Annotated in this window: 4 protein-coding genes; 1 reads left to right on the forward strand and 3 read right to left on the reverse strand. The window is 64.7% G+C overall.

Going from position 1 to position 2852, the window contains the following annotated elements; all coding sequences use genetic code 11:
* Positions 1-8: 8 nt before the first annotated feature.
* Positions 9-266: a transposase gene (locus tag ACLP25_RS20105; protein WP_442470933.1), complete on the forward strand. Its 258-nt coding sequence runs from the start codon at positions 9-11 to the stop codon at positions 264-266.
* A gap of 121 nt (positions 267-387) precedes the next feature.
* On the opposite strand, the gene ACLP25_RS20110 is transcribed toward ACLP25_RS20105, so the two are convergent.
* The 3 genes from ACLP25_RS20110 to ACLP25_RS20120 are packed head-to-tail and all read right to left on the reverse strand — an operon-like array spanning position 388 to position 2577.
* Positions 388-1707, reverse strand: a complete 1320-nt coding sequence (locus tag ACLP25_RS20110) for a recombinase zinc beta ribbon domain-containing protein (protein WP_442470930.1) — start codon at positions 1705-1707, stop codon at positions 388-390.
* Complete coding sequence (locus ACLP25_RS20115; protein ID WP_442470931.1) at positions 1704-2411, reverse strand: recombinase family protein; 708 nt, start codon at positions 2409-2411, stop codon at positions 1704-1706. Before ACLP25_RS20115 ends, ACLP25_RS20110 begins: the two co-directional genes overlap by 4 nt.
* Positions 2404-2577, reverse strand: a complete 174-nt coding sequence (locus tag ACLP25_RS20120) for a hypothetical protein (protein ID WP_442470932.1) — start codon at positions 2575-2577, stop codon at positions 2404-2406. Before ACLP25_RS20120 ends, ACLP25_RS20115 begins: the two co-directional genes overlap by 8 nt.
* Positions 2578-2852 lie beyond the last annotated feature (275 nt).

A 2852-nucleotide genomic window follows, 5' to 3' on the forward strand; every position in this document is an offset into this window, starting at 1 on the left:
CGCGAATTTTGGCGGAGAGCTTTGAGCCGGGCGCGAATATCGCAGCGGTGGCGCGTCGGCACGGGGTCAACGGCGGGCTGCTACATTATTGGCGAAAACGCGCAAGAGCGCAGGCTCTGGAAGCGGCGGCGACGCAGGCGCCCCTGTTCGTCCCCGTATCGATTGCCAAGACGAGTGAGATGGGCGGTCACGAAGGCGTGCCTGAATGGTTGTGCGTCATCTCTTTTTCGCCGGCGCCGCGCACTTCGTCGTCGAACTGCCCATGAGGCGTTCGCCGGTATGCGGGTGACGCGGATATTGGATAACGACTTCAAGCGGCTGTTGCTGGGCAGTATGTCGTGTGTTCGATTCGAACAGGACGGCGACATAATGCAGTACCTTATGATCTCATTGAAAATGCAGACTTTCTTGCCGCGGATCGGATGATACTGGACGTCCCCTGGCGATCGCCTGCCGGACGGCTGGCCGAGCCAGGTCACTCTCGCGGATGACATAGGGGGCGCCGGCGCAAACTTGGCTTGCCGGGAGCAATCCGTCCCGGATCAAGCGGACGACGGTCATCCTGCTGACATCGAGACGGCTTGCGGCTTCGGTCAAGATAAGCTCGTGGCGTTCTGCACGTTCGCCCTCCCGGTAAGCCGGTTTATGATGCGCGCCGCGGAAATTGCGCACGCGCAGTTGGGTCCAGGTCTGGCCTCTGGCCGAGCGGATGCCCAGCCGATTGAGAACGGGGGCGATGCTGTGGTCCGGCAACAGGCGCGCGAGTTCGCTCACCAGCTGCTCAGTTGCCGCATCAGTCTTGAAGCGATTTTGGCCGGACCGGTTCTTCAGCACCTCGAGCCGCGTGTGGTCCCCGCCCTGCCAGTGCAGCACGAGGTGCAGCCGACCGGTCTCGGCTGTCACGACGATCTCCTTTAGCACGGCGCGCAAAATCCGCTTTCGCGTCTCGACGGACGCAGCGGCATCGTTCCAGAGCCCTGGCAGGTCCCCGGCGAGCGCCAGAAGCGTCACGCGCTCGTCGTCGCCGACGGCGATCGGCTCCTCGTTGCGCAAGCTCCGGATCTGCTCTTCGAGCCTCGCGACCGTCGCAAGACAGTCATTCCAGCGCCGTTCGAGCTCGCCGGCGACCAGTCGGTTGTCGGGATCAACTGCGTCGTATTGCCGGCGAGCATGCTTTACCTCGTAGCGAGCCTGCTCCAGCGCCAACTCTCTTTGCCGCAGCTGTTCGCTACTGGCCTCTTTGCGTTCGGCGATCAGCTTCAACGCCGCCTCGACGGCCAGCGGCGAGATCGCCCGCAGCACTTCGGCCGACACCGCAGCGTCGATGCGCATGTTGCTGAATGCGGTGCACCCCTTTTCGCTCGACGGGTCGACATGGCTGGCGCAGCTGTAGCGCGCATCGCGCCTGGAACGGTGCAGCACCTTGAATTTGCGGCCGCAACGCCCGCAGCGCAGCAAGCCGACGAGAAGCGCACTGCCGCTTCGCACCGCGCCCGCCACCATCGCCCCCTTCATGTTCGCATTCCCGGCGATGATCGCCCGGTTGCGATCATACTCTTCCCAGGAGATATAGGCATCGTGGTGATCGTGGATCAGAACCGCCCAGTCCTCGCGCCGGCGCGCGACATTGTGGGTGATGACTTTGCGGCCGCCCTCGATGCGCGTGCGTGAAAGGGTCCGCCCGAAGACATAGACCGGATTGGTCAACAGCTGATGGACGGCATGGTAGCGTGGCGGGCCCCATCGCACTGTCCGCCCCTGCCGACTGTGCACGGCGGTCGGCAGGTCGATTCCTTCCTGGCGCAGCCACAGATCTCACGGAACTTTCGGAACACCAGAGACACGGCCTCGCGGACGCGCCGGTCCGGGTCTTGCTCCAGGCGATCATCGGCGCTGCGCCGATAGCCGATGGCGACTGTCGTGTGCAGATCGCCGCGCGACGCCTTCAGGCGCAACGCCTCTTGCGAGCGCTGGCGCAACGTCGACAGCTCAAGTTCGCTGAAAGCACCTTTCATGCCGAGCAGCAAGCGATCATTGACGAGCCGTGGATCATAGACCCCGTCCTCATCGATGATCAGGCTGTTCACCAGGGCGCAGAACTCCAGGAGCGTGTGCCAATCGCGGCCGTTGCGGGCCAGGCGCGAGGCCCCGAGGGCAAAGACCGCGCCGGCTTCGCCGCTGCAGATCCCCACGAGCAGGCGCTCGAAGCCGGGCCGCGCCGTCCCGCCCCCCGAGCGGCCGAGATCGTCGTCGATGACAATCACGTTCTGCCAGCCGAGGTCGCGGGCGCGGGTCGTCAGCGCGTACTGGCGTCGTCGGCTCTCCGGATTGTGCAGGAGCTGATCCATGCTGGATTGCCGCACATAGACATAGGCGCCGCGCGCCAGATGATCGCTGGTGATCTTAGTCATCGCCCGTCTCCGCCGGCGTTTCGACCAGGCTGAGGCGATCGCTCAGCAGAGCTTTCAGTAGGTTTACGATCTCCGTGCGGGTCGCCACATCGAACAGCCGTGGCGTGACCTCGTCGGCCGTCAACATGAGGAGTTCGAGTTGCTGTTCCTGGGCACGCTGCTCCATCGTCGCCTCCGCCGCTGCGAATCGCGTCATTCGCCGGCGACGAGGATATGTCCGGCCGATCCACCAGCCGGCGCAGCTCCCTCAAGCACGAAAGGGAAAGCCGCGGCGCAGCCATCATGGGCAGCGCTGCCGCGTAGGCCTCGGTCATCCCTGCCGGCAAGAGCAGCCTGACGCCATTCGGCAGCTCGACGACGAAATGCGCATCGCCGGCGTAAAGCAGACACCGGACCACCGTGAGGCGTTCGCCGGCATGCGGGTGATGCGGATACCGGAGG

Source organism: Roseiarcus sp. (assembly GCF_052145395.1).
GTDB lineage: Bacteria > Pseudomonadota > Alphaproteobacteria > Rhizobiales > Beijerinckiaceae > Roseiarcus.

Excerpts from the sequence above, each read along its gene's own strand:
- ACLP25_RS20120 (WP_442470932.1), bottom strand. The coding sequence starts at position 2,577 with ATGGAGCAGCGTGCCCAGGAACAGCAACTCGAACTCCTCATGTTGACG.
- ACLP25_RS20115 (WP_442470931.1), bottom strand. The coding sequence starts at position 2,411 with ATGACTAAGATCACCAGCGATCATCTGGCGCGCGGCGCCTATGTCTAT.